The 19028-nt window shown below is 70.6% G+C and carries 20 protein-coding genes; 7 read left to right on the top strand and 13 right to left on the bottom strand.

From position 1 onward, the window contains the following. The first annotated feature begins 37 nt into the window (after positions 1–37). The gene (locus SSP08S_RS31665) at positions 38–469 is read left to right on the top strand and encodes a hypothetical protein (protein WP_019071678.1); all 432 of its coding nucleotides are present in this window, start codon (positions 38–40) and stop codon (positions 467–469) included. A gap of 25 nt (positions 470–494) precedes the next feature. Here SSP08S_RS31665 and SSP08S_RS31670 read toward each other — a convergent pair whose 3' ends face one another. The 4 genes from SSP08S_RS31670 to SSP08S_RS31685 all read right to left on the bottom strand — a co-directional run bounded on the left by SSP08S_RS31670 (position 495) and on the right by SSP08S_RS31685 (position 3327). Next, a complete protein-coding gene (locus SSP08S_RS31670; protein WP_019071679.1) occupies positions 495–1043 on the bottom strand; it encodes a YciI family protein in 549 nt (182 codons plus the stop codon). A 14-nt stretch (positions 1044–1057) separates the two neighbouring features. Continuing rightward, the gene (locus SSP08S_RS31675) at positions 1058–2038 is read right to left on the bottom strand and encodes an alpha/beta fold hydrolase (RefSeq protein ID WP_078532564.1); all 981 of its coding nucleotides are present in this window, start codon (positions 2036–2038) and stop codon (positions 1058–1060) included. A gap of 71 nt (positions 2039–2109) precedes the next feature. Next, on the bottom strand, positions 2110–2751 hold the full coding sequence (locus SSP08S_RS31680; RefSeq protein WP_019071681.1) for a molybdopterin-dependent oxidoreductase: 642 nt from the start codon (positions 2749–2751) through the stop codon (positions 2110–2112). Between the two features lie 156 nt (positions 2752–2907). Beyond that, positions 2908–3327, bottom strand: coding sequence for a TOBE domain-containing protein (locus SSP08S_RS31685; RefSeq protein ID WP_019071682.1), 420 nt, complete (start codon positions 3325–3327; stop codon positions 2908–2910). A 322-nt stretch (positions 3328–3649) separates the two neighbouring features. Between SSP08S_RS31685 and SSP08S_RS59655 the strand changes: the two genes are divergently transcribed. The 3 genes from SSP08S_RS59655 to SSP08S_RS31700 all read left to right on the top strand — a co-directional run bounded on the left by SSP08S_RS59655 (position 3650) and on the right by SSP08S_RS31700 (position 6562). Beyond that, positions 3650–4927: a methyltransferase domain-containing protein gene (locus tag SSP08S_RS59655; RefSeq protein ID WP_019071683.1), complete on the top strand. Its 1278-nt coding sequence runs from the start codon at positions 3650–3652 to the stop codon at positions 4925–4927. Between the two features lie 86 nt (positions 4928–5013). Then, positions 5014–5703, top strand: coding sequence for a M24 family metallopeptidase (locus SSP08S_RS31695; RefSeq protein WP_019071684.1), 690 nt, complete (start codon positions 5014–5016; stop codon positions 5701–5703). A 13-nt stretch (positions 5704–5716) separates the two neighbouring features. Next, positions 5717–6562, top strand: a complete 846-nt coding sequence (locus tag SSP08S_RS31700; RefSeq protein WP_019071685.1) for an MOSC domain-containing protein — start codon at positions 5717–5719, stop codon at positions 6560–6562. A gap of 14 nt (positions 6563–6576) precedes the next feature. Here SSP08S_RS31700 and SSP08S_RS31705 read toward each other — a convergent pair whose 3' ends face one another. Both SSP08S_RS31705 and SSP08S_RS61920 read right to left on the bottom strand, forming a co-directional pair. Then, positions 6577–7191 (bottom strand): dihydrofolate reductase family protein, encoded by a 615-nt coding sequence (locus tag SSP08S_RS31705; protein WP_019071686.1) that lies wholly within the window; start codon positions 7189–7191, stop codon positions 6577–6579. Between the two features lie 97 nt (positions 7192–7288). Then, positions 7289–7654 (bottom strand): response regulator transcription factor, encoded by a 366-nt coding sequence (locus SSP08S_RS61920; protein WP_019071687.1) that lies wholly within the window; start codon positions 7652–7654, stop codon positions 7289–7291. 243 nt (positions 7655–7897) lie between these two features. Between SSP08S_RS61920 and SSP08S_RS61925 the strand changes: the two genes are divergently transcribed. Beyond that, positions 7898–8035: a hypothetical protein gene (locus SSP08S_RS61925; protein ID WP_019071688.1), complete on the top strand. Its 138-nt coding sequence runs from the start codon at positions 7898–7900 to the stop codon at positions 8033–8035. Positions 8036–8055: 20 nt separating this feature from the next. On the opposite strand, the gene SSP08S_RS31720 is transcribed toward SSP08S_RS61925, so the two are convergent. The 4 genes from SSP08S_RS31720 to SSP08S_RS31740 all read right to left on the bottom strand — a co-directional run bounded on the left by SSP08S_RS31720 (position 8056) and on the right by SSP08S_RS31740 (position 13699). After that, a complete protein-coding gene (locus tag SSP08S_RS31720; RefSeq protein ID WP_019071689.1) occupies positions 8056–8787 on the bottom strand; it encodes an ABC transporter ATP-binding protein in 732 nt (243 codons plus the stop codon). Continuing rightward, complete coding sequence (locus SSP08S_RS31725; RefSeq protein WP_019071690.1) at positions 8784–11564, bottom strand: branched-chain amino acid ABC transporter permease/ATP-binding protein; 2781 nt, start codon at positions 11562–11564, stop codon at positions 8784–8786. Before SSP08S_RS31725 ends, SSP08S_RS31720 begins: the two co-directional genes overlap by 4 nt. 42 nt (positions 11565–11606) lie before the next feature. Beyond that, complete coding sequence (locus SSP08S_RS31730; RefSeq protein ID WP_218006672.1) at positions 11607–12821, bottom strand: ABC transporter substrate-binding protein; 1215 nt, start codon at positions 12819–12821, stop codon at positions 11607–11609. Positions 12822–13231: 410 nt separating this feature from the next. After that, positions 13232–13699, bottom strand: a complete 468-nt coding sequence (locus SSP08S_RS31740; protein ID WP_019071693.1) for a cupin domain-containing protein — start codon at positions 13697–13699, stop codon at positions 13232–13234. A gap of 142 nt (positions 13700–13841) precedes the next feature. Between SSP08S_RS31740 and SSP08S_RS31745 the strand changes: the two genes are divergently transcribed. Then, the gene (locus SSP08S_RS31745) at positions 13842–14312 is read left to right on the top strand and encodes a cupin domain-containing protein (protein WP_043259809.1); all 471 of its coding nucleotides are present in this window, start codon (positions 13842–13844) and stop codon (positions 14310–14312) included. A 51-nt stretch (positions 14313–14363) separates the two neighbouring features. On the opposite strand, the gene SSP08S_RS31750 is transcribed toward SSP08S_RS31745, so the two are convergent. After that, positions 14364–15791 carry an aromatic ring-hydroxylating oxygenase subunit alpha gene (locus tag SSP08S_RS31750; RefSeq protein ID WP_218006673.1) on the bottom strand — a complete coding sequence of 476 codons (1428 nt, stop codon included), beginning with the start codon at positions 15789–15791 and terminating at the stop codon, positions 14364–14366. Positions 15792–15849: 58 nt separating this feature from the next. After that, on the bottom strand, positions 15850–16152 hold the full coding sequence (locus tag SSP08S_RS31755) for a ferredoxin (RefSeq protein ID WP_019071696.1): 303 nt from the start codon (positions 16150–16152) through the stop codon (positions 15850–15852). Positions 16153–16378: 226 nt separating this feature from the next. Here SSP08S_RS31755 and SSP08S_RS31760 point away from each other — a divergent pair, with 226 nt between their 5' ends. Continuing rightward, positions 16379–17362: an NAD(P)/FAD-dependent oxidoreductase gene (locus SSP08S_RS31760; RefSeq protein WP_019071697.1), complete on the top strand. Its 984-nt coding sequence runs from the start codon at positions 16379–16381 to the stop codon at positions 17360–17362. Between the two features lie 54 nt (positions 17363–17416). Here the strand turns inward: SSP08S_RS31760 and SSP08S_RS31765 are convergent, their stop codons facing one another. Then, positions 17417–19006 carry an FAD-dependent oxidoreductase gene (locus SSP08S_RS31765; RefSeq protein ID WP_019071698.1) on the bottom strand — a complete coding sequence of 530 codons (1590 nt, stop codon included), beginning with the start codon at positions 19004–19006 and terminating at the stop codon, positions 17417–17419. Positions 19007–19028 lie beyond the last annotated feature (22 nt).

Raw genomic sequence — 19028 nt, forward strand, 5'->3', positions numbered from 1 at the left:
CACGGGAGTGGTCACGTCCCGTCGAGGAGGAGGCCGGATGGACCCGGTGTCGGTAGGACTGCTCGCTTCGCTGGCCGGAGGTGCGGGCGGCGAGGTGGGACGACAGGTGTGGGCGGGTCTCACGGCTCTCGTACGGCGGCCGTTCCACCGCGGCGACGACGGTTCGGGTGCACCGGGTCCGGGCGAGGACGAACTGACGCGTCTGCAGCAGGCTCCCGGTGACGGGACCCGGGCCCACGCGCTGAGCACGGCCCTGGCCGTACGCGCGGCCCTCGACCCCGACTTCGCCACCGCCCTCGCCGCCTGGCACGAACAGGCCAAACTCGTCCGCACCGGTGACGGCGCGGTCAACAACGCGATCAGCGGCGGCAGTTACTACGCCCCGGTCCTCCAGGGCCGCGACTTCCCGGGCACCACCTTCAACTCCCCGGTGCCACCACGGCCCGACCAGGTCGGCACGGTGGAGTGACGTCACCGACGACGAGGGCGGCAACTCAGGACGGTCGCCCACCGAACTGCCAGTTGTGCACCTCGATGTCCGCGTACCGGTCCTGGGTCAGCATGGCGCGCGCCGCCTTCGCGTCCGGTGCCCGGAGCAGTGCCGCAGTGCCCAGCCAGCGGGAGCCGTCGTCGGACAACAACGGTCCGTACGCGATCAGTTCGTCCCGGCCGGGCGGCACCGTGAGGTCCGCCGCCGGGCCGGTCCCGAGGCCGATCACCAGGTAGCGGTCGCCGCCGGTCCGGCCACCCGGGAAGTCCCACATGGTGCGCCCCAGCGCGTTCCGCCAGCGGCGCAGCAGCACGTCCCGGTAGACACCGGCCTGGTAGTTCGGCTCGTCGAAGGCGAACGCACGGGCGGCGGCCGGAGAGGGCAGATCGAGGATGTGCACGCTGCCCGTGGGAGCGCCGTCGTCGGAGAGGGTCGGGCCCCGGGCGATCATCTCCTTCGCGTACCCGTCCATGTAGGACCAGTGCCGTTCCGTCAGTTCCGCGCGCAGTGCGAGGGAGCCGGGCCGGTCGCGGTGGTGGCAGAGGAACTCCATGATCAGAGGATCTCCTATTCCCCGGCGGCGCTCTGATCGCAGGTCTTCAGGAAGTCGATGAGCGCCGCGTTCACCTCGTCCGGACGTTCCTGCTGGGTCCAGTGTCCGCAGTCGGCCAGCTCGACGGGCTTGCGCACCAGGTTGGGCATGAAGTCGGGGAGTTGCGCGATGAGTTCGGCGGCACCGGGGAACGCCGGGACGAGGTCACGGTCGCCGTACACGTACAGGGCGGGCGGGGTGACGACGGCGTTGTGCCAGGGCGCGGTCAGTGCCCAGTTGCGATCCAGGTTGCGGTACCAGTTCAGCGGGCCGGTGAAGCCCCCGGCGAAACTCTCCGTGAGCGCGTCCAGGTCCTCCTCGGTGAGCCAGTCCGGCAGCACCTCGGGATCCTCCATGGACGCCAGCCAGCCCTGCCCCGAGGGGACCAGCGGCTGCATGATCTCGCCGGAGGGAGAAGCGGCGGCGGAGGCGGAGTAGAGGAACTTGCGGAGCGTGGTCCGGGTGTCCGCGCCGAACTCGGCGTCGGCGACCCCGGGACGGTCGAAGTAGTTCCAGTAGAACCGGCCCCCGAACCGCTTCTGCGTCACGGCCAGCGGCGGGTACGGACCGCGGAAGGGCGGCGGGACGCTCAGACCGGCCACCCCGAGCACCATGTCCGGCCGCAGCAGCGCGGTGTTCCACGCGACCGCCGCACCCCAGTCGTGCCCGACGACGTAGGCCTGCCGCTCGCCCAACTCCTGGATCAGACCTACGACATCGCCGACCAGATGGAAGATCGTGTACGCGTCGACGGCCTCGGGATGGTCGCTGCGGCCGTAGCCCCGCTGGTTGGGGGCGACCACCCGGAAGCCCGCGTCGGCGAGCGCGCCGATCTGGTGGTGCCAGGAGTGCCACGACTCGGGGAAGCCGTGCAGAAGCACCACCAGCGGGCCTTCGCCCTGCTCGGCGATCTCCAGTCGTATGCCGTTCACGTCGACCATGCGCTGCGCAACCATGGGGGCGAGCCTACGTGTGGTCAACATCGCCAGGCAGTACGGGCCCTGGGCCGGGGGAAGATCTCGGCCACTCAGGCTTCGCGCACCGCACCGCCCTCGTCCTGCTCCTGGTAGGAGTAGCGCTGCTCTTTCCAGGGGTCGGCGATGTTGTGGTAGCCGCGTTCCTCCCAGAAACCGCGCCGGTCCTCGGTGAGGTACTCGACGGCACGCAGCCACTTGGGGCTCTTGTAGCCGTACAGGTGCGGCACGACCAGGCGCAGCGGGAAGCCGTGTTCGGCGGTGAGGGGCTCGCCGTTGTGATGGGTGGCCAGCAGGGTCTGCGCCGCCGTGAAGTCGGCCAGGCGGAGGTTGGCGGAATAGCCGTACTCCGCCCAGGCCATCACATGTGTGACCTCCGGCGCCGGCGGGACCAGGTCCAGGAGGACGGTGGCGGGGATGCCGTACCACTCGTGGTCGGTGGAGGTCGGGCCGGACGCGCAGTGCAGGTCGGCGACGACCGTGACATGCGGCAGGGGCGCCAGTTCGTCGAAGGTCCAGCTGTGCTCGGCGCCGTCGGCGGTGGCGCCGTGGACCCGCAGGTTCCAGCGGTCGGGGCGGAAGCGGGGGACGGGCCCGTAGTGCGAGACCGGCCAGCCGTGCACATGGCGCTGGCCGGGCGGGATACGGCGGTCCGCGTCGGCGGCCTCTGCCGTGTCCTGTCGGTCGCTTGCCACGCGGGACGTCCCTTCTATGCCGGTGACCTGGTTACGGCTACCTCTCCCGAGCAGCGTAGGCGCTCCCGTCCGGCGCGACCGAGGCCGGGTCCGGGTGCGCCTGTGCGCGTCGCTGCTCTGGAGGGATCGACGCCTGGCCGGCACGTCCCGAGCGGGTCAGACGGTCGCCAGGGACACCTCGGTCGACTTGATCAGCGCGACGACCGGCGAACCGGCCGCCAGACCGAGGTCGCCGACCGCGTCCTTGGTGATCGCCGCGGTCAGCTCGCCCCCGTCGACCGTGATCTTGACGACGGCCATCGCCCCGCCGGTGGCGACATCGCTGACCGTGCCGGGCAACTGGTTGCGGATGGACAACCCCTCCACCCGGCCGGTGGCGAGCGCGACCTCGGTGGACTTCATCATGGCGCGCACGGCCGTGCCCTCGGCGAGCCCCAGGTCCTTCACGGCCTCCAGCGTGATCGCCGCCGTGAGGTCCTGGCCGCCGTCGAGGCGCACCTTCACGGTCGCCATCGCCGCGCCGGGCGTGACGGCCGTGACGGTGCCGGGAATCTGGTTGCGGATGCTCAAGGTCATGACGGAACGCCTCACACAGAAAAGTTCAGGATTGCCGGATTTGTCACCGGCTGTGCGTCCACAAGCTAGCCGCTCGGGACGCGGCCGTCAGGGACCCCGTCGCATCCACCACCTGGGAGTTTCCTGCGTCCTGGCAAATCGGAGGAACCCGCGAACGGGGAGATTGATCACCGGAATTCCGCCGCCGTCGCGGGGTATTCGCCCGCGACTGGGCAATGGGCGGAATGCCCTGGCAATTGCGAGGTAGGACGGGCTCTTCGTCTTGTATCCGCGTTTGGTTTCGGCCATCGGCCGGGTACGGTCGTGCGGGAGGTGGTCGCCCGTGATCCAGATCGTGGAGCACGCACCGCACGAAGGCCCCTACGCCATCGGCACTGCGCTGGAGGCGGCCGGGCTGCCGACCCGGGTCTGCCGGGCCTGGGCGGGCGACCCGGTGCCGGACAGGGCCGACGACCTGGTGGGCCTGGTGGTGATGGGCGGGGCGACGGCCGCCTACGAGGACTTCCCCGGCCGTAGCGCTGAACTCGCGCTGCTGCGCGCAGCGTTGGACGCCGAGATCCCCGTACTGGCCGTGTGTCTCGGGGCGCAGTTGCTGGCCGTCGCGGCGGGAGGTGCCGGACGCCCCGGCGACAGCGCGCAGATCGGCTGGGCCGACGTACGGATGACGGAGGCCGCGCACACCGACACGCTCTTCGCCGGCCTTCCCGAGCGGCTGCGGGTGCTGCACTGGCACGGCGACACGATGGACCTGCCGGCCGGGGCGATCCTGTTGGCCTCCTGCGAGCGGTACCCGGTGCAGGCGTTCCGGATCGGCGGCTCGGCGTGGGGAACGCAGTTCCACCTGGAGGTGGACGAGACTGCGGTCGGCGCCTTCGCCGACGCCTTCCCGGAGGAAGCGGCCACCGCCCCCGGGGTGGTGGAGTCCGCGCCCGCCGAACTGGCCGTACTGGCCCGGCACCGCGACGGTGTGTTCAAGCGCTTCGCCGCCTTCGTCGCGGCGCGCGCCGAGCAGACCGCGACACGCGCCTTCTTCACCCGGCGGGCGGCCACCTGGGAGGAACGGTTCGCGGGCGACGGCCCCCGGTACGCGGCGGCCGTCGAGCGGATGGAACTCCGTCCCGGCGCACGCGTCCTGGACCTCGGCTGCGGCACCGGCCGGGCGCTGCCCGCGCTGCGCGCACACGTCGGCGACGCGGGCCTCGTCCTCGGCATCGACCTCACGCCCGCGATGCTCTGCGTCGCCCTGCGCGAGGGCCGCGACAAGGACGGGCAGTTGCTGCTGGCCGACGCCTGCCGACTGCCGCTGCCGACCGCCGCGCTGGACGCCGTCTTCAGCGCGGGCCTCATCAACCACGTACCCGACCCCGCGACCGCCCTGCGCGAATGGGCCCGGGTCACCGCGCCCCACGGCACCCTCCTGCTCTACCACCCCTCCGGCCGCGCCGAACGCGCCGCCCGCCACGGCCGCCCCCTCGACCTGGACGACCCTCTCGCGGAGCACCACCTCCGCCCCGCCCTGCGCGCCGCGGGCTGGGACCTGTCCCGCTACGAGGACGCCCCGCACCACTTCCTGGCCCGCGCGACCCGCGTCGCCGGATGAACGCGCCGTCCCGCGCAACGGGGTGCGGCGAGCCCGGCATACGGAATCACGTTGCCGACAATGATCGCGCTGGCTAGGTTCGGCCCATGGCTGACGACGAACCCACGCGGGCCGCACGCCTGCTCGATGCCCAGGCCAAGGCCGCACTGCTCTTCGCGGAGATCGAGGAGCGCGGGCTCGTCGCGCCCGGCGAGGGGGAGCGCGCGGTCAGCGACCGGATCCGCGACCTCGCGAACGAGATGTTCGGCACCACCCGGCACTGGCACAAACGGATCGTGCGCTCGGGACCGAACACCCTCAAGCCGTACAAGGAGAACCCGCCGGACCGGGTGATCGGCGCCGACGACATCGTGTTCGCCGACTTCGGGCCGATCTTCGAGGAGTACGAGGCCGACTTCGGCCGCACCTTCGTCCTCGGCGACGACCCGGTCAAGCACCGGCTGCGCGACGACCTGCCCAAGGTGTTCGCGGCCGGCCGGAGCTTCTTCGAGAACACCCCGGACATCACGGGTGAGCGGCTCTACGCCGAGGTCGTCCGGCTCGCCGAGAAGGCGGGCTGGGAACTGGGCGGCTGGCACGCCGGACACCTGGTCGGCGAGTTCCCGCACGAGACGATCGAGGGCGCGCACGTCGAGTCGTACGTCACCCTGGAGAACGTCACCCCCATGCGCCGCACCGACAAGGCCGGCCGCGCCTGCCACTGGATCCTGGAGATCCATCTCATCGACCGGGAAAGGCAGTTCGGCGGCTTCCACGAGGAACTGCTCACTCTCTGACGGGGATTGCTCCATGGGGACTGTCGCGGCGCTGTACCGCTATCCGGTGAAGTCGATGGTGGGCGAGGCCGTGATCGCCGTGGCGGTCACGGAGCGCGGACTCTGCGGGGACCGGGTCTACGCCGTCCTCGACGGGACGGGCGCGGTCGGCAGCGCCAAACACCCGCGCAAGTGGGGCGAGTTGCTGCGCTGCCGCAGCCGCCTCGACGACTCCGGCGTGGTGCGGGTCGTACTGCCGGACGGGACCACCCTCGCGGTCGAAGACCCGGACCTGGACGGGGAGTTGTCCGAACTGCTGGGCCGCCGGGTCTTCCTGTCGGCGGTCGTGCCGGAGGACGGCAGGCTGGAGCGCGCGGTGCCCGCGTACGAGGGCGGGGTCCCGGACTCCGTGCGGGAGTCGGCGACCGTCGACGCCACCGGGGAGAGCATCACGACGGGCGGCGTCGCCGCGGGAACGTTCTTCGACTTCGGCCGGGTCCATCTCGTCACCACCGCGGCCCTGGACCGGATGCGCGCCGTCCACCCCGCCGGGGACTTCGACGCCCGCCGCTTCCGGCCGAACCTGGTCGTGGACACCGCCGGGGGACCCGGTTTTCCGGAGGACGCCTGGGTGGGGTCGTGCCTGCGGGTGGGGGAGGCCCTGTTCCGGGTCCTGGTGCCGACACCCCGCTGCGTGGTTCCCACCCTCGGCCACGACGAACTCCCGCCGGACCCCGGCATCATGCGCGCGGTCGCCCGGGAACACCGCGTACCGGTCTTCGACCTGGGCCGGCTCTCGTGCCTCGGCGTCTACCTGGACGTCCTGGAGGCGGGCACGGTCCGGGTGGGCGATCCGATCTCGTTGCAGAACACCGCCTGATCGTCCCGGCACGGTCAGTGCGTGAAGCGGTACTTCAGGTGGGTGGCGAGCGGTGTCTCAACCACCCTGACCTGCTCGACGCGCCGTCGTCCCGGGCCCGTTCCGTCGAAGAGCCGCAGCCCGTCGCCGAGCAGCGCGGACACCACGTGCAGCTGGAGTTCGTCGACGAGCCCCGCCCCGAGGTACTGCCGGACCGTGCTCGCGCCACCGGCGATGTCGACGTTCCGGTCACCGGCGGCGGCCTGTGCCCGGGCGAGGGCGCTGTGGATGCCGTCGGTGACGAAGGTGAAGGTGGTCCCGCCCTCCTTGACGAGGGCCGGCCGGGGGCGGTGCGTGAGCACGAACACCGGGGTCCGGAACGGCGGGTTGTCGCCCCAGAACTCCTCGCCGGTGTCGTACATCGTCCGGCCCATGACCACCGCCCCGGTGGCCTCGAACCACTCGCGCATCAACTCCGAGTCGCGGTTCTCCTCCCCACCGGTCATCCCCTGACGCTCCCGCCAGCTCGCCAGGTTGTGGATCCACTCGAAGAGCGGCTCGGCGCCGTCCCCTCCGGGGTTGTCGACGGTGACACCGGTGCCGGCGATACAGCCGTCGAGGGAGATGGCGAAGTCCGCGGTCACGGTCACGATGGGATGCTCCTGAGTCGTGGGGGTGGTGCTTCCACTCTTACGTCGATCGGGAACCGGCGCATTCGACACACTGCCCGGCCGATGCGACGTCCGCTCAGATCAGTCCGGCCCGGATGGCGTACGAGACGGCATGGGCCAGGGCGCGGGTCCGCAGCCGCTTCATCGCGCCGTAGAGGATGTACCGCACCGTGCGCTCGGAGTACGAGAGTTCCGTCGCGATCTCGTCGCACTGCCTGCCTTCGGCGATGAGACGCAGCACGGCCACCCCGCGCGGGGTCAGCGAGGCGCGGTCGCCGACGACCGCGACGGCTTGTTCCTTCGGCGCCGCATCACGCGGCTGACGCACGGGAACTCGCCGGACGGCGGGCTCCCCGGCCACGGCGCGCACTGCATGGACGAAGACGTCCGGGCTGCGGAAGTCCCACCACACGACGGCGCGGACACCGCGGCGCCGACACATCGGTCCGCCACTGCTTGGCCACCACAAGACGCGCGCCCGGCTTGTCGCACAGGCGGTGGAGCAGGTCCAGGACGGCGGCGTCCGCCACGTCCACGGCGACCACGATCGCGTCGCCTCCCGACCCGGACCGTCATGCGCACGGCCGGGATCACCGCCCCGGCCGCAGACAAGCCACCGTGCAGAGCGAGCAGTTGCTCGCATTGCTGACCGCCGAAGGCCTGGCCAACCGTCAGATTTGCCACCGTGCTACGGCTGACGGAGGACGCGGTCGCCAACCGGCTGTCCCGGCTGTTCGCCCGCGCCGGTCTGTGCTCCCGCACGGAAGCGGTCACGGCCGTACTTACCGACTACCGCCCCCGTGGGCTCACCCTCGACGCGTAGGCGAGTACGGCCTGATCCGCTCAGGGGACCGGATCCGGTGCCCGCTCTCCGAGATACGCGCGCTCCAGCAGACCGGGGTCCGCCGCGAGTCGGTCGGCGGAGTCGCTGAGGACGGTTTCGCCGTGCACCAGGACCAGCGCCCGGTCCGCCACGCCGAGGGCCAGCCGGACGTGCTGTTCGACCAGCACGACGGCCGCGCCGGTGTCCTCGGCGATCCGCCGGACGACCGGCAGCAGTTCCTCGACGATCACCGGGGCCAGCCCCATGCTCAGCTCGTCGACGAGGAGGACCCGTGGATCCTGGATCATGGCCCGGCCCAGGGCCAGCATCTGCTGTTCCCCGCCGGAGAGTTGGCCGGCCGCGACCTTCAGCCGTTTGCCCAGTGCCGGAAAGAAGTCGAGCACCTGCTCCATGCTGCTGCCCTGGCGGCGGCGTGCGAGCGTCAGGTTGTCGCGCACGGTCAACTGCGTGAACAGGGAGCGGTCGTCGGGCACGAGGACCAGTCCCCGCCGGGCTGCCTCGCGCGCCCGGCCGCCCCGGATCTCCCGGCCGTCGAGGGCCACCGTCCCACCGAGGCGCGGCAGCAGACCGGCGAGCGTCGTCAACAGGGTTGTCTTTCCCGCCCCGTTGGGCCCCAGCAGGGCCACGACCTCACCGGGCAGCAGCCGTAGGCCGAAGCCGCGCACCACAGGCCGCCCCTTCGTGTAACCCGCGTCCACGTCCTCGCACCTCAGCAGCTCCGGTCCGGTCACTGGACGACCTCCCCGCGCATCTCGTCCGTATCGCTCTGCGTCGCGCCGAGGTAGGCGGTGGCGACGCGTGGATCCGCCTTGATCTCGGCGGGAGTTCCGTCCGCGATCACCTTTCCGATGTCCAGTACGACGATCCGGTCGCACACGTCGAGCACCAGCCCCATGTCGTGGTCGATCAGCAGCACGGTCACGCCGTCGGCCCGCACCGCCCGCAGCCGGTCGCCCAGCCAGCGGCTCTCGGAACTGTCCAGACCGGCCGCGGGCTCGTCCAGCAGCAGCATCCGGGGGCGGCCCGCCAGGGCGCGCGCGACGGACACCAACTGCCGCCTGCCCTGCGAGAGTTCACGGGCCGGCTGGTCCCGGAACCGGCTCAGGTGCAGCGTCTCGAACAGCCGGTTCCGCAGCTCCGGCCCCTGCACCGAACCGACATGGTCGCCACCGTGTCGTGCCGCGGCCTCCCCGACCAGCACGTTCTCCTCGACGCTGAGATCCTCGTAGAGCTCGATGCCCTGGAAGGTGCGGCCGAGCCCTGCCCGGCCGCGCTGATGCGGCTTCAGGGAGGAGATCTTCCGGCCGTCGAACTCCACTGTTCCCGTGCTGCGGTGGTATCCGCTGATCGCGTCGAGCAGGGTCGTCTTCCCGGCACCGTTCGGTCCGATCACGCCGACGATCTCGCCCGAGCGCACCTCGAAGGAGACGGAGTCGACGGCCACCACACCGCCGTAGCGAACCCCGATGTCGCGGACCGAGAGGACCACCTCGCCCGGATCGGGGACCGGTGGGCGAGAGGCAACTGCCGCCTCGGTGAGGCCATCGGCGTCCGTGTCGTCGACGGTGGCCGGGCGGTGCCCGCGCCGGAGCCGCGCCGCCAGTTCATGTGCCGGGCCTACGACGCCCTCTGGGTTGGTGATCACCGTGAGGACGAGTCCGATGCCCATGATCACGTCGTACCACTCACCCAGGGACAGGGCCCGGTCCAGGAGCACGGGCAGCAGGCCGCCGGCCCCCATCACGCCCGCCACGATGCCGCCGGACAGGGCGGTGACGCCCGCCAGATACGCGGTGGCGAACAGACCCAGGCCGCCGATCGCGGTGAACATCTCGGCGTCCGCGACGGTCTGTTGATAGCCGAGGAGGGCGCCGCCGAGCCCGGCGACGAACGCGCCGATCGCGAAGGCGACGATCTTCGTGCGGGCGACGTCGATGCCGGCAGCCGCGGCCGACCGTTCGTTGGCGCGCACGGCGAGCATCGCGGCGCCGAGCCGGCTGCGCCGCAGCCACGCCACGCCCAGGCCCACCAGCAACAGGACCAGCAGGCACAACAGCGCGAAGGGCAGCCGTGGATAGTCCTCGCCGGAGCCGATGCCCAGGTCGAGGCCGAACAGGTGCGGGGAGGGGATCTTGGAGCCGCCGAGGCCGCCGTTGAGTTCGGGGTTGCGGAACCAGAAGGCCTCCAGTGCCACCGCCAGCGCGACCGTGACCACGGCCGCGGGCAGACCGCGGATCCGCAGCGCGGGAAGCCCGATCACGACGCCGATCACCATCGCGGCCAGGGCCGCCAGCAGCGGGGCGAGCGGAAAGGGTATACCCCATCCCGCGCTCAGCTTGCTGAGGCTGAACGCGCCGACTCCGGCCAGGGTCAGCTGGGCGAGGGAGATCTGCCCGGCGAACCCGGTGACGACCACCAGCGACAGCGAGATCACAGCCAGGGTGAGTGAGGTGATCACGGCGGCGCGGATACTGCCGTGGGTGGCCAGGAGTACGACGACACCCAGGGCCGTACTCACGACGGCCGGGACCAGTACGCGGTCCGGGCGTGGTGCCCGGCCGAGCGCCTGCTGGATCAGCGAGCCGCGGGTGGGGAGCGGTCGTCCGCGGACCACCAGGTAGGCCAAAATGACGGCCAGCGGCACCAGTTGGGCCAGACCGGTCTGGGGCAGCCACGACCACTTCCCCTGGAGGAACTGCACCTCCGACTGGAGCATCCCGATGACCAGCCCGGCGCCCACGGCCGGGATCAGCGCGGTGAAGTTGCCGACCAGCGCCGCCGCGAGGGCCGGCACGATGAACAGCGTGTAGGACACCGGGACCAACGGCACGATCGGCGCGATCAGGATGCCGGACAGACCGGCGATGGCCGAGCTGAGCGCCCAGTTCGCGACCGCGATCCGCTCCGGCGACAACCCGCTGACCAGCGCGCCCTTCTCCGACTCCGCCGCCGCCCGGGCCGCCAGACCGAACCGCGTCAGCCGGAACACCAGCGCCAGCACGACGGTCAGTACGACGATGACGGCCGCGAACCACAGCCGGTCGCCCGGGATCAGCGAACCGCCCCAGGACACCGGGTCGTTGGGCAGGATCGCCTTGACCGACACCGCGCCGGTGCCCACGCCCGCGGCCAGCACGGCCTGGATCACCAGCATCACCCCGATCGAGGCGACGGCCTTCGCCACCGGCGGCGCGGTCCGCAGCGGCCGGAAGACCAGCCCGTACAGCACCACCCCCAACAAGGCGGCCAGCACAAGGGAGATGACCACCGCCGGGAAGAGTCCGAGCGGTCCGCCGAGCCCGATCTTCTTCGGCACACCCGGCAGTGGCACCAGCAACTCACCCTGGCGCAGGAACGCGTAGGTGTACGCGCTGTACAACGCGATCGCCCCGGTGGCGAAGTTGACCACCCCGGAACCGCGGTAGGTGAGCACCAGCGCCAGTGCGAGCGCGCCGAACACCGCCCCACTGCCCAGCCCCAGCAACAGAAACACGACGTACTGGCTCATCGGCGAGACCGTCCCTCCCGGTTGCTCCGACCGCTGCTTCGACTACCGCGCGAACAACGCACTGGGATCGACGACCCGCAGCTGCCCCAACTTGCCGTCGGACGACACCGTGCCGGTGACCTCCTTCGCCGAGCACGCCGCGGGCAGTCCCGGTACCGCCTTGGAGTCGCAGCTGAACGTGATGCCGTGTCCGGCCGGCAGTACGACGTCCTTCGCCGTGTGCAGGGCCGCCGTGATCGTCTTGGACGAGACCGTGCCGGTCAGTCCGTGCAGGGCGCGGACCAGGCCGAGCACGCCCTGGTAGCCGATCGCCGCATAGCCCTGGGTCGGGGTGTCGGGGCTGTACTCCTTCATCACCTGGCGGAAGAGCTGGGCCTCCGGGTCGTCACTGGCGACGTCGAAACTGCTGAAGACCTGCACGCCGTCCATGCCCGTGCCTACCGCCTGGACGACCTCGGGGGACACGCACGACTGGACGGTCATCCGGGCGATGCCGGCGCCGAGCGTGCCCATGGCCTGGAGCACGGAGGTGCACACGGTCGGATCCGCCACGACGGCCACGGCGTCGGGCTTGTTCCGCAGCGCGGCACTCACCTGCGGCGACGCGTCCGGAGTGCCCGCGGCCACCGTCACGATCCGCAGTCCGACGCCGGCTTTGGCGAACACCGGTTTTCCGATGGCCTCGATCCCGCTGACCGCGGCCGGTGCGTCGATCACGAACGCGGCGACCTTCTTGTACCCCTTCTCCTTGGCGTACGCGGCCATCGACGTCATGGTCGTCGGGAAACCGCCGGTCCAGGAGAAGGCGTTGGCGGTGGTGCCCTCGGAGTTGCTGGCGGCGATGGCGGTCGCCCAGGGAATGCCGGCCTTGGTCACGATCGGCACCATGGAGTCGCCCAGACCGCTGCTGGTCAGGACCACCGCGTCGACCTTCTGCTCGACCATCTGGTTCGCGCAGTCCCGTGCCGTCGCGGGCTCCTCCTTCGTCTTGCAGACCGTGAGCGCGATGGGCCTGCCCGCGATTCCGCCGAGGTTGGCGTTGGCGTACTTCATCGCCGCCTCGGCGGCCTCCCGGGTCTCGGGCTGGCTGATCGCCGAGCCGCCCTCATTGGTGATGAGCCCGATCCTCACCGGAGCGCCGGTGGCCTTGTGGCCCGGAAAGGCGCTCGCCAGCGCGGCCGGGATCTTCGTGCTGTCCGCCGTGGTGGCACCACTGGCGCCGCCACCGCATCCGGCGAGCAGCACGGTGGTCGACACCAGTGCGAGTGATACGCGCGACCGGGGTGTGGAGAGGGCTCGTCCGACCGACTCGATCATGTCCGCTTCCCAACGTGTCGGCGAGTGCCCCGCACTCGCAGCGATCAGCGGACGGCGGCACCGCGCGGCGCCTTCGCCGTCCGAGAAAGTGAAGAGAGAGCCGCGAGCGCATGTCGAACGGCGCGAGGGCCGGGTGCCGCGGCAGACCATGTCGGCCGGCGTGGCGTGGACGTCACGACCGGCGACGAGGCGGACCTGCTCGTGAGCGGCTCCCCGCAGAACCGGTCCGTGAGCAAGAAGAGTATACGTAATTGCAGTCGGCTGGAATGGGTCGTACGGGAACTGTTCTGGCTGATCGCCTATCGGTCGGCTTCGTGCATGGAATGAGGAGACGGAATGATGCAGGCTGGTCAGTTGTCGCGGTGGACCCAGCCCGCGTCGTGCCAGTACGTCTCCAGGTTCGCCATCGGCTCCGGCCAGGTCTCGGCGTAGGTGACGCCCTCGGCACCGGCCGTCATCAGATAGGGAGTTCCGGCCTTGCTGATCCAGAACTCGCCGGGCCCGACCGTCCGGCTGCCCTCTTCCCCGTCCTCGCCCCAGGCGACATGGAACTCCCCGCCGAAGACGATGATCAACTCGTCGAGGTTGTGGTGGTGCCGGGGCACCGCGAAGTTCGGGGCGCAGCGCAGCCCGTTGATGTTGAACGACGGGTCCACCTTGGTCGACCACCACATGTTGCCCTTGAAGGTCTGCTCCATGTCGACCGGCGCGTCGGCCAGGAGACCGCCTTCGTGCCACAGATACGTGGGGGCGGACTGGTCGACCGGCAGCTCGATCCAGCCCTCGTCCGCCAGCAGGTTGAAACTCTCGATTCCCATGAACCGATACTGAGCAGCGGGTTCGGGCGTGTCATACGTGAATCCCGTTGGCCGGGACCGGAGTTGTGAACGCCCGGCCGACGGGTCCCGATGAGCGGAACCTGTCGACGACATACGGGCGGGCCGTGCGTACGGTCGCCGCGTGACTCTTACTTTCGGTGATCTGGTGGCGGACGCGGACTGGGTTCCCATGGGCCTGGACCAGCAGGGGCATCCGCAGTACTTCTGGAACGACGGCGGTCTGCTGCGGGACGCGCCCGTGGACTTCGCGGCGACGTTCGACGGCGCGATGTGGGTGTCCACCAAGCCGATCGACATCCCGCGCTTCAACCGCAACCCGCTGCGCGTGCGCCCGCACTTCACGGTGCCACGGCACCACCACAACGTGGACGAGATGCTCTTCGTCCTCGCCGGCGAGTACCACATCGAGCACTACGAGTCGGGCGAGCCGCAGACGGTGCGGGTGGGACCCGGGGAGGTCTTCCTCAGCCGGGCCGGCACGCCGTACACGATGACGGCGGGATCCGAGGGTGTCACGTACATCGAGACCTGGCCGAAGCCGCTGAAGCACCTGGAGACGTACTGGCACGACGTCGGCTGGGTCCGGCGCTGAGCGGACGGGCCGGTCCCGGCCCCCGAGGGCCGGGACCACGGATCGGGCGGGTCAGTCCGTCCAGAGGAACCGGTCGGCGACCCGGTGGTGGTTGTAGATCGTCATCTCCTGCTCCTCGCTCAGCCGGTGGCCGTCGAAGCTGGGGGAGTGCATGCCCACCGTGACCTCCTTGGCGTTCAGCAGGTCCTGGGTGAAGATCTCGCCGAGGTCGGCCTCGCGGAAGTCCTCGAAGAACTGCGGCTGGAAGTCCCGCTTCTTGTCGTAGTCGGCGATCGGGACCTGGTCCAGGCTGAAGATCTCGAACAGGCAGCGGTCCGGGTCCATGCCGTCGGGCCGCGCCCGGTAGCCGAACACCGAACCCTGGTTGGGCAGCAGGATCGTGTTCGGGAACACGTTCCACGCGGTACCGGCCTCCGCCCACTGCTGGGGCGTGATGTCCGGCCAGTCGTAGCCCTCGGCGAGCGACAACTCCTTGTACAGCCGCATGTAGTACTGGCCGGCGGTCATCCCCTCCGGGACCTCCGCAGTCTTCAGCGCCTCGGCGGCCCGCCAGCTCCGCTCGTTCTCCAGGCCGCGCATGTCGTCGGCGATGTACTGCACGCTCAGCGCGACGCTCAGCCGTTCGTCGGTCACGCCCCCCGTGCCCCGGTTGGCCGGGTCCTTGCCGGTGTCCTTCTTCTTCGGGCCGACACTCGAATAGTGCGCGTGCCGCTCGTACACGGTCGTCGGCGCCCACATCCGGTTCTCGAGTTCCTTCATCGAGGCGATGTTGGTGTTCGACTTGTCGAAGCGGTACAGCTGCGGATGCGTCCCCGCCACGTGATAGGCCTCGAGGAACCCGTCCAGCGCGGTCTTCCAATTGCACGGCAGCGGCACGGACTTGTGCCACCGGTACCGCATGTGCTCGAACTGGAACGGCGCGAAGATCCTCGGAATCGGGTCGAGATATTCGAGCAACGGCCGTGCTTCGGGGTCCATGTTGATGAACACGAACCCGCCCCACTGCTCGGCCCGCACCTGCACCAGACCCAGGTCGTCGTCCGAGCGCGGCACGAACTCCTCACGGTCCAGCACCAGCCTGATCGAACCGTCCAGGTTCCAACGCCAGCCGTGGAACGGGCAGATGAGGGAGCCGACGCGGCCCCGGCCCCGCGCCAGCCGCGTACCGCGATGCCGGCACGCGTTGAAATAGGCCCGGATCGAGTCCTTGCCCTCCCGCACGATCAGGATCGAATGACCACCGATCTCGTACTCGACGAAACAGCCGACACCCGGCAGCTCCTCCAGCCGGCAGGCCATCAGCCAGGTCCGGGTGAACACCTTCTCCAGCTCCAGCTTGAGGAACTCGGGGTCCAGATAACGGCTCTTGGGCACGAACGCGCGCGCCAGCCGGTACTTCTCCGGGACCTTCTCGGCCGGCACATCGCCCTCGAACCACGGGACACGACGGTCCACTTGAGGCTCAACCACGGCAGACACCGATCACCACTCCTCCACTCGGCATACGTGTACGGCTCCAGCGGGCCGCAAGATGAGGTCAGCCGGCGTCGGGCCCGGCGACCTCGGTCCCGTCGGCGCGCCGCACCACGTGGATGCAGTTGCCCGGGCACTCGTCGGCGGCGTCGATCACGTCCAGCCGCAACCGCTCCGACACATCGGCCTGCGCGCCCTCCGGCGTCAGCAGCTCACCGTCGGGGGCGTCCTTGACGTAGGCGAGCCCGTCGTCGCCGAACTCGAAGACATCGGGGGCGTACTGGGTGCACAGACCGTCACCCGTGCACAGCTTCTGATCGATCCACACCCGCACCTCATCGCTCACGAGCCTCGCCTCCTCGTCCACGGAAAGCTCCGAGCACCACAGGGCGTACGGACCCCTTCGGCCGTCGTCGCGGTGGCGGTGAGAACGACTCTCCACGCGGCGCCCCGGACCGTCCACCGACCGTCCCATCAACCGGGACCGACACCGACGCCCCTGGTCGGACGCCTCCTACACTCGACCGGCCGACCCAGGGCGACGTGCGCGACAGCCGCCCACCCCCCGCCCACCACGCCCAGGAGGCCGGCCCGTGGCCGAGACCGTGACCACAGACATCCTCATCGTCGGCGCCGGCCCGATCGGGCTCTACGGCGCCTACTGCGCGGGCTTCCGCGGGCTGGGGACCGTCCTCGTCGACGCGCTGCCGCAGTGCGGCGGCCAGATCACCGCCCTCTACCCGGAGAAGGAGATCCGCGACATCGCCGCCGTCCCCGGCACCCGTGGCCGCGACGTCGTCACCGCCCTCAAGGACCAGGCCGACGCCTTCGACCCGGCGTATCTCCTGGGCCGCCAGGCGGTCGGCCTCGCCCACTCGCCCGAAGGACGCCCCCAGGTCACCCTCTCCGACGGCGTCACGGTCGACGCCGGAGCGGTCGTACTGACCGCCGGGATCGGCACGTTCACGCCACGCACCCTCCCGGCCGGTGAGGAGTTCCTCGGCCGCGGACTGACCTACTTCGTGCCGGACCCGGCGGAACACACCGACCGCGACGTCCTCGTCGTCGGCGGCGGGGACAGCGCCGTCGACTGGGCCCTCGCCCTGCACCCCATCGCCCGCTCGGTGACCCTCGTGCACCGGCGCGGCACGTTCCGGGCCCACGCGGCGAGCGTCCGCGAACTGCACGAGTGCGGGGTCGGCATCGTCACCAACGCCCAGGTGGAGACCCTGACCGGCGACGACCGGCTGCGCCAGGCGCACTTGAAGGTCGACGGGGAGACCGAGCCCCGGGTGCTGAAGGTGGACGCGGTCGTGGCCGCGCTCGGCTTCATCAGCAACCTCGGACCACTCGCCGACTGGGGCGTCCAGCTGGAGCGGCGCACGATCGTCGTCGACACCAGGATGCGCACCACGGTCGAGCGGATCTACGCGGCCGGTGACGTCACCGCGTACCCCGGCAAGGTCCGCCTGATGTCGGTCGGCTTCGGGGAGGTCGCGACGGCGGTCAACAATGCGGCCGTCGCCCTGGACCCCGCGCTGTCCCTGTTCCCCGGACACTCCACCGAGTCCGCCTGAACACGCCTCAACTCCCTCTCGAAGAGGCCTACTTCGAGAGGGAGCTGTTCGCACCTATTGGCTTTCGTCAGCCATGTCGACCGCAGCGATGTAGGAGAACGCCATCGACGAACCGACGGGACCGCCCGCGCCCGGGTAGATGCGGCCCGACATCGGCGCCATCGTGTTCCCCGACGCGTACAGACCGGCGATCACCGAGCCGTCGGGCCGCAGCACGCGCGCGTGGTCGTCCGTCTTGAGACCTCCCTTGGTCCCCAGGTCGGACAGCACGATCGAGGCCGCGTAGAACGGCGGTTTGTCGATCACACCGAGACAGGGATTCGGACCGTCGGTGTGGGACCCCGCCATGTGCGTGATCATCAGGTCCCAGGGATCCTCACCGCGACCGAACTCCTCGTCCTTGCCGCCCCGGGCATAGCCGTTGAACCGCTCGACGCTCTCGGTGAGTGCGCCCGAAGGCACGTCGATCAGCTCCGCCAGCTCCTCCAGCGAGTCGGCCCGCTTCAGCACACCGGCGGCGAGGAACTTCTCGACATCGAACCAGCCCGGAACCTGCGGCGCGACCGGCAGCCCGGCGAACGCCTTCCTGTTGTCGAGCTGGCGCTGGTCGAACACCCAGTGCGTCGGCAGGTGCGACACGCCCGACGCCCTGTGCGCCTTGAGCATCTCGTGACCGGCGCGGTCGTAGGGGAGACGCTCGTTCATGTAGCGCTGTCCCGCCGCGTTGACCCAAATACCGCTCCAGACAGAGGTGTAGAACACCGGGCGCGTGTCGGGCACGACGAGACCGGGCGCGAACCACGACTCGTCGAGCAGGTCGGTCGCCGCGCCGATGTCCATGCCCGCGAGGAGGGCGTCGCCGGTGTTGCCCGGGCAGCCCTGGGTCCACTCGTCGCCGACTCCGGGCTGGAACCGCTCACGCAGTTCGCCGTTCCGTTCATAGCCACCGGCGGCGAGGAGCACGCCCCGGCGGGCCCGGAACTCGACCAACTCGCCCTCGCTCAGGGCCTCGACGCCGACGACTGTGCCGTCCTCGACGAGCAGACGCGTCAGCCCGGTGTTCGTGCGGACGGTGCCGTTGCCGGTCTCCATGAACGCGAGCAGCGCCCGGCCGATCAGGGCCTGGCCGCCGATCATCCTCGGGCCGACCTCGACACCCCAGCGTTCCGTCCACAGCGGCCTGCGCACCAGCGGTTCCAGCTCGCCGAGTTCGGACCGGTCCAGGTCCGGGGGGAAGATGGTGCGCCCCTGCGGCAGGCTCCCCGGCCGTCCGGCGAAGTAGTCCGGCACGCCCTGCCAGACGAACTGGCCGAACCGCGGATTCCGCTCCAACTCCTCGATCAGGACGGGCCCCGCGCGCAGGAAGGCCTCCCGCAGCGAGGCCGGCGAGTCGTCGCCGACGATCGCGTCGAGATACGGGCGTGCGACATCGGGACCGTCCTCGACACCGGCCCGCTGCTCGGCCGCGTTGCCGGGGAGCCAGATTCCGGCGCCCGAATAGGCCGTGGTGCCGCCGACGTACTCCGTCTTCTCGATGACCAGCGTACGGAGCCCACGGGAGGCCGCCGCGTACGCGCCGACGAGTCCCGCGCCCGAGCCGACGACGACGACGTCGTAGGAATCGGCTGTGCCTTCGTCGCTCATGACGTTTCCTCTCCCGAATGCC

Source organism: Streptomyces hokutonensis (genome assembly GCF_000376565.1).
GTDB classification, from domain to species: Bacteria; Actinomycetota; Actinomycetes; order Streptomycetales; family Streptomycetaceae; genus Streptomyces; species Streptomyces hokutonensis.